6 protein-coding genes and 2 pseudogenes are annotated in these 6453 nt (G+C 66.3%); 6 read left to right on the top strand and 2 right to left on the bottom strand.

All coding sequences use genetic code 11. The features are described from left to right. The 4 genes from JWP65_RS15655 to JWP65_RS15640 all read left to right on the top strand — a co-directional run. On the top strand, positions 1–1243 hold a 1243-nt coding region (locus JWP65_RS15655; protein ID WP_299765352.1), incomplete at its 5' end, for a cobyric acid synthase. Between the two features lie 4 nt (positions 1244–1247). Continuing rightward, positions 1248–2300 (top strand): nicotinate-nucleotide--dimethylbenzimidazole phosphoribosyltransferase, encoded by a 1053-nt coding sequence (gene cobT / locus JWP65_RS15650; RefSeq protein WP_299765350.1) that lies wholly within the window; start codon positions 1248–1250, stop codon positions 2298–2300. 8 nt (positions 2301–2308) lie between these two features. Beyond that, on the top strand, positions 2309–3106 hold the full coding sequence (locus tag JWP65_RS15645; protein WP_299765348.1) for an adenosylcobinamide-GDP ribazoletransferase: 798 nt from the start codon (positions 2309–2311) through the stop codon (positions 3104–3106). Further along, positions 3103–3645 carry a histidine phosphatase family protein gene (locus tag JWP65_RS15640; RefSeq protein ID WP_299765346.1) on the top strand — a complete coding sequence of 181 codons (543 nt, stop codon included), beginning with the start codon at positions 3103–3105 and terminating at the stop codon, positions 3643–3645. The genes JWP65_RS15645 and JWP65_RS15640 overlap by 4 nt, the downstream gene beginning before the upstream one ends. A gap of 32 nt (positions 3646–3677) precedes the next feature. Here the strand turns inward: JWP65_RS15640 and JWP65_RS15635 are convergent. Further along, a pseudogene (locus JWP65_RS15635) lies at positions 3678–4083 on the bottom strand (transposase); the annotation flags it as partial. A gap of 500 nt (positions 4084–4583) precedes the next feature. On the opposite strand from JWP65_RS15635, the gene JWP65_RS15630 reads away from it, so the two are divergent. Then, positions 4584–5678: an alkene reductase gene (locus tag JWP65_RS15630; protein WP_299765344.1), complete on the top strand. Its 1095-nt coding sequence runs from the start codon at positions 4584–4586 to the stop codon at positions 5676–5678. Positions 5679–5691: 13 nt separating this feature from the next. After that, positions 5692–6297 (top strand): TetR/AcrR family transcriptional regulator, encoded by a 606-nt coding sequence (locus JWP65_RS15625; protein ID WP_299765341.1) that lies wholly within the window; start codon positions 5692–5694, stop codon positions 6295–6297. Positions 6298–6333: 36 nt separating this feature from the next. On the opposite strand, the pseudogene JWP65_RS15620 reads toward JWP65_RS15625, so the two are convergent. Next, positions 6334–6453: pseudogene (locus JWP65_RS15620) on the bottom strand (IS30 family transposase); the annotation flags it as partial.

Below are 6453 nucleotides of genomic sequence, written 5' to 3'. Positions count from 1 at the left end.
CGAGCCGCAGGTGCGCATGAACCCGCTGCTGCTCAAGCCCGAGCGGGACAACCACAGCCAGGTAGTGCTTCTGGGACAGGTGAACGACGAACTGACACGGATGCCCTGGCGGGGACGCAGCGAGCGCGTATGGCCCGTGGTGGCGCACGCACTGGACGAACTGCGGGAGGCGCACGACCTCGTGGTCATCGAGGGGGCCGGCTCACCGGCGGAAATCAACCTGACTGACAGCGACATCGTCAATATGCGCGTGGCCCGGCACGCGGACGCGCGCTGCCTACTGGTGACAGACATCGACCGCGGCGGTGCATTTGCTCACCTTTACGGCACTTGGGCCCTGATGCGCCCTGAGGATCGCTCGCTGGTACGTGGCTTTGTCCTCAACAAGTTTCGCGGGGACGCCTTGCTGCTCGCGCCCGCGCCGGCCATGCTGCAGGAATTGACCGGCGTGCCCACAGTTGCGACGCTGCCGATGTGGTGGCAGCACGGGCTGCCCGAAGAAGATGGTTTCTTCGACGAAGGCGGCGCTGCACCCGACGTGACTCACCGGACCATTGCCGTCGTCGCCTATCCGCGTATCAGCAACCTCGACGAATTCCAACCGCTGAAGAACATACCGGGTGTCCGGCTGGTCTGGGCGCGGCGGGCCGCGCAGCTGGCGCCCCTGACGCCGGCTGACTGGATCATCCTTCCGGGCTCCAAGCACACCAGCAGCGACCTGGCCTGGCTACGCACTCAAGGGCTGGACAGCGCGGTGGCGGAACACGCGCTGCGCGGCGGCAGTGTGCTGGGCATCTGCGGCGGCCTTCAGATGCTGGGCGAGGCGCTGGTCGATACGCACGGCATCGACGGCAACGCACCGGGCCTCGGCCTGCTGCCGCTGGTCACCCACTTTGATCCCGATAAGACCGTTCAGCGCACCGAGGCCCGCTTCGACACGCTGGAAGGTGGCTGGTCCGCGCTTTCGCACGTGGCCGTGCATGGCTACGAGATCCACCATGGCCAGACCTCTTCCCATCCGGCGATGCCGGCTGCGCGGGTGGTCCTGCCGGCCGGCCTGGGCTGGCAGAACGCGGCAGGCAATGTGCTGGGGTTGTATCTGCACGGGTTGTTCGAGAACGACGCCGTGCTGCAGGCATTGTTCGGCGCCCACGCCCGGACGCTGGATAGCGTGTTCGACGGCCTGGCCGACTACGTCGAAGCCCATTTCACTCCCGGCGTTCTGCACGCCCTTGCACACTGACCCCATGCACCTGCCCCAAGTCCCCGACATCATCGACAGCGAGCTGGCACAGCGCCTGCAGCAGAAGCTGGACAACAAGACCAAGCCGCTCGGCGCGCTCGGCCGCCTCGAAGGCCTCGCCCTGCAGATCGGATTGATCCTGAACACCGAGACGCCAGCCCTGGTGGAGCCGCAACTTGTGGTGTTCGCAGCCGACCACGGCCTTGCTGCGCGCGGCGTCTCGGCGTATCCGAGCGAAGTGACCTGGCAGATGGTGCAGAACTTTCTTGCCGGAGGCGCTGCGGTGAGCGTGTTGGCGCGCCAGCACGCACTGGCGCTGACGGTGGTCGACTGCGGCGTGCGCCATGATTTCGCGCCACAGGCCGGCTTGCTGGTACGGAAACTGGGACCAGGCACGGCCGATTCTTCCTGCGGTTCGGCGATGACCCTTGCGCAATGCGATCAAGGCATCGCGAGCGGACAGGCGATCGTCAGGGATTTGCCCGGCAACGCATTGCTGCTCGGAGAAATGGGCATCGGCAACACCTCTGCTGCGTCCATGTTGCTGGCGCGCCTGACAGGCCACCCGCTGGCCCAGTGCGTAGGCGCTGGCACCGGGCTCGATGCGGCAGGCGTGGAACGCACGTGCGCGCTGCTGCACCAGGTACTGGCCCTGCGCGACGGAGCCCGCACCCCGCTACCGGCGCTGGCAGCCTTCGGCGGTTTCGAAATCGCCACGATGGTCGGCGCGGTACTGCAGGCGGCCGCGCAGCGCCGCGTGATCGTGGTTGATGGCTTCATCGCGAGTGTCGCCGTGCTGGTGGCGCGAGAACTGGCGCCAGCCGTCACTCAGCGCTGTGTGTTTTCGCATCGCTCGAACGAGCAGGGCCACGCCCTGATGCTCGCGGCGCTCGGGCCGCAACCCAGGGTGCCGGCACAGCCACTGCTGGATCTTGGCCTTCGACTTGGCGAAGGCTCGGGCGCTGCGCTGGCTTGGCCGCTGCTGCTGTCGGCCTGCCTGGTGCTGCGCGAAATGGCCAGCTTCGAATCCGCGGGCGTATCGGGCAAAGCCGAGTGACAGGTCCCATGGACCCGCTGCGCAATTATTTGCTAGCGCTCCAGTATTTCACTCGCGTGCCCGTCACCGGCGCCGTGGCACAGTGGGCCGACTACAGCCCGCACCGCCTGCGCGCCAGCGCCGCGCACTTTCCCGGGGTCGGCGCGCTCGTGGGCCTGTGTGCTGCGGGCGTGGCCGTCGGGCTGTTGCTGGCGCTGAAGCCGACGCCGCTCGCCGCACTGGTGGCGGCAGCGGCATCGACCGTGGTTACCGTACTGCTGACCGGCGGATTGCACGAGGACGGCCTGGCCGATGTCGCCGACGGTTTGGGCGGTTTCACTGACCGAGAGCGCGCGCTGGAGATCATGAAGGATTCGCGGGTTGGCCCTTTCGGTGCACTGGCACTCGTGCTGGCACTGCTGCTCAAGGTGTCTCTGCTGGCGCTGATCGGCGCCGGCTCGGCGTTCACCATGGGCGTCGCGCTCTTTCTTGCGCATGTGGTCTCACGCACGTGGCCGCTGCTGGTTATTCGCCGGCTGCCGCATGTCGGGGACACCGCCCGTTCAAAGTCGAAGCCGCTGGCGGATACCATCAGCCGCGCAACGCTCGCTGCAGGTTTCGGCTGGCTGCTGCTGTCCCTCGGTGTCGCGGGGTGGATGCAGGGTGCGCTATTCGTGCTCGCGCCGCTGATCGCGTCGCTCCTGGTGTTGCTGATGATGATTGGCTTCTTTCGCAGGCGCTTGGGCGGCTTCACCGGTGATTGCCTCGGCGCTACCCAGCAGGTGTGCGAGATCGCCTGCTACCTTGGCGTGGCGCTGACCGCATGAAACTGTGGCTTGTGCGTCATGCGCAGCCGCTGGTCGACCCCGGCGTGTGCTACGGCGCCATGGACGTGGCGGCTGATGTCGGAGCAACTCAGCAAGCCGGCACGGCGTTGGCAAAGGAACTGCCGGCACATGTTCAGGTGCTTTGCTCGCCGCTGCAGCGTTGCACCCAACTGGCCAACGTGCTGCACGCGCTCCGGCCGGACCTCGCTTGGCGTGTCGATCCACGGCTGCGGGAAATGGACTTTGGGTGCTGGGAGGGATGGCGCTGGAGCAATATCGCACCGGACGCGTTCGCGCAATGGACGGCCGACTTTCACGCCTACCGCTTCGGAGGCCACGAAAGCGTCGGTGAGCTGATGGACCGCGTCGCGCAGGTACTGAGCGAATTCTCGCAGCTAGACCAAGGCGTCTGGATCACTCATGCGGGCGTGATGCGTGCTGCAACTTTGCTGACGAAGGGCGTGGTACGGCTCGAGGCGCCCGCCCAGTGGCCATTGGCCACGATACCGCTCGGCCGTGCGCAATGTCTGAGTTGGTGAGTTTGGCGCTGTCAAGTACACGCTGCTCCCGGCATGATCGCAGCGGCACGCTTGCCGGCGCGCAGCGAGCCCGCGAATAGCCAGTTGTTGCGTCCGATGGCGATCGGCCGGATCTGGTTCTCCACCCAGTTATTGTCCGCGGCAAGCCGCCGTCACCGATGTAGCGCACAAGCGCCTGCCATCGCGCCAGGGTGTAATCCATCGCCTTGGCGGTGGACGATCCGGGTAGCATCTTCTGTCGGTGCGCAAGCAGCCACGCGTGCAGTGCATCAGCGGCCGGTTTCGCCTTCAGTTGCCAGATTCGCAGGCGCTTGTCTGGCAGCAGGTCGGCCACTCCACGTCGACCTCATACAGCCTGCCAAACAGCACCAGGGCCTGCTTGGCCAGCGCGCTCTTGTGGTTGGTCCACAGCTCGTGGAATTTGCGCCTCGCGTGTGCCAAGTGCGCACCCACCGTTGGAAGCTGGTCCATCTCGACGGCTTCCCGCCGCAACTCTTCGATCTGGAAAACGATCCGCTCGAACTGCGAGACTTGGGCCGGCACGCCGGGAACGAGTCCGTCAAGCGCGAACTTGCCGATCGCATGTTCGAGTGGATGCACTCGCGCAAGAATCGAATTGCGATGTCCGACCAAGCAGCCGCGGCGCGGCAGAGTCCAGGCGCCGTTGGCGGCGTAGTGATCGGCGAGTGGTAGCAACAAGAATGGAGCGTGTAGTCCGCCGACCTCGCGCAAGGTCTTGGCCGCGGGCCCAGAAAGTGATACCCCTGTAGCTGGATGACTGCTTCTGGCCGGAAGGAGAACTACTCTCACGGTGCTCGCGCGGGCGCGCGAAGACGAACACCCCTTCTGGGCCCCCGTGAATGGCGCCGGCGGCAGCAGGTAGACGACCGGTCTAATACGATCCGGATCCATTGCCATCAACCGATCCGATCCATTCCATGAGCCAGATTTCCTCGACGTCCAGTGCGCTGTTCGCTCCCGCAACCCTTGGCAGCGTGACGCTTGCCAGCCGGATCGTGATGGCGCCGCTGACGCGCAGTCGCGCCGGTGCAGGCAATGTCCCGCACGCTCTCAATGCGCGCTATTACGCCCAGCGTGCCAGCGCCGGACTGATCATTTCCGAGGCCACCCAGATCACCCCGCAGGGCCAGGGCTATCCGAAGACGCCCGGCATCCACAGCCAGGAACAGATCGCCGGCTGGCAAGGCGTGACGCGAGCGGTGCACCAGCACGGCGGCAAGATCTTCCTGCAGCTGTGGCACGTGGGCCGGATCTCCCATCCTGCGACGCTGGCGGACGGCGGCCTGCCCGTGTCGCCCTCGGCGCTCAAGCCTGCCGGGGAGATCTACACGGAGCAGGGCATGAAGCCCTTCGTGACGCCGCGGGCCCTCGAGACCGCCGAGATCCCGGCCCTCGTCGAAGACTTCCGGCGCGCCGCCGCCAATGCGAAGGCAGCAGGATTTGATGGGGTCGAAATTCACGCGGCCAACGGTTACCTGATCGACCAGTTCCTGCGCGACGGCACCAACCAGCGAACCGACGCCTATGGCGGCTCGGTTGCCAATCGCAGCCGGCTGCTGCGCGAAGTGACCGAGGCGGTGCTCACCGTCTGGAACCCGGGCCAGGTCGGCGTGCGGCTGTCGCCGGTGAACCCGTTCAACGACATCGCCGACAGCGCCGCGCAGTCGGTGTTCGAAGCGGTGACCCAACAGCTCAACGCCTACGGTTTGGCCTACCTGCACGTGGTCGAAGACCGGGCCAGCGACTTCGACTTCCAGCGCCTGCGCCAGATCTTCAATGGTGCCTACATCGCCAACGGCGACTACGACCGCGCCAGTGCGATCGCCGCAGTGGACGCTGAGCGGGCCGACTTCATTGCATTCGGCAAGCTGTTCATCGCGAACCCCGACCTGCCGGAACGGCTGCGCCGCGACGGGCCGTACAACGCTCCTCGCCCCGACTCTTTCTACGCGGGCGGTGCCGAAGGCTACGACGACTACCCGGCACTGGCCGAGGTGGGAGGGGCTGCCTGACCAGGGCGAAGCGATGAGCGTCCATCCCGCGACCGACACCCGCCTGCAGATCCTAGACACCGCCAGGGCGCTCATCGCAGGCCGCGGGTTCTCGGCGGTGGGGTTGAGCGAGATCCTGGGGGCCGCCGCAGTGCCCCGGGGTTCGTTCTATCACTGGTTCCGCTCCAAGGAGCAGTTCGGCGAAGCCCTGCTCGAGCGCCACTTCCAAAACTACCTGGTGCAGGTCGACGCCTGCCTGTCGCCGCCAGGGCAATCCGCGCCGCAGCGCTTGCTGGCTTTTTTCAGCCAGTGGCGCTCCAGCCAATCCGGAGACGATCCTCAGGCCCGCTGCCTGGTCGTCAAGCTCAGTGCCGAGGTCTGCGACCTGTCCGAGGCGATGCGGGGTGCTCTCGAGCGTGGTACTGCCCAGGTGATAGCCCGGCTGGCGTCCTGCCTGGCGCAGGGCATCGCAAACGGAGAACTGGCCGCCTGCCCTGACCCGGCCGAGGTGGCCCAGCAGCTGTACCAGCAATGGCTTGGAGCAACCTTGCTGGCCCGCGTGCAGCGGAGCCCGGCACCCTTGGACCAGGCATTGGCGCAGACCACGCGCTGGCTGGCGAGCCAGGTCCGCGAGAGTTGATGATCTCCCGGTGGTTGACTGCTTCTGACGGCGGATTCAACCGGTCGACGCAACACATTCGCTGAACATCTCAGCGGGCGTGTGGAAGCCGAGCGTCTTGCGCGGCCTCTCGTTCAATTGTCTCGCTATTGCGTTGAGCTGGGTCTGGGAGAAGTC

It is taken from the genome of Ramlibacter sp. (assembly GCF_028292805.1).
GTDB lineage: Bacteria > Pseudomonadota > Gammaproteobacteria > Burkholderiales > Burkholderiaceae_C > Ramlibacter.
This window is presented reverse-complemented; position numbering and strand designations above follow the sequence as displayed.

Coding starts and splice junctions, on each gene's coding strand:
- cobT (WP_299765350.1), top strand. CDS start 1,248: ATGCACCTGCCCCAAGTCCCCGACATCATCGACAGCGAGCTGGCACAG.
- JWP65_RS15645 (WP_299765348.1), top strand. CDS start 2,309: ATGGACCCGCTGCGCAATTATTTGCTAGCGCTCCAGTATTTCACTCGC.
- JWP65_RS15640 (WP_299765346.1), top strand. CDS start 3,103: ATGAAACTGTGGCTTGTGCGTCATGCGCAGCCGCTGGTCGACCCCGGC.
- JWP65_RS15630 (WP_299765344.1), top strand. CDS start 4,584: ATGAGCCAGATTTCCTCGACGTCCAGTGCGCTGTTCGCTCCCGCAACC.
- JWP65_RS15625 (WP_299765341.1), top strand. CDS start 5,692: ATGAGCGTCCATCCCGCGACCGACACCCGCCTGCAGATCCTAGACACC.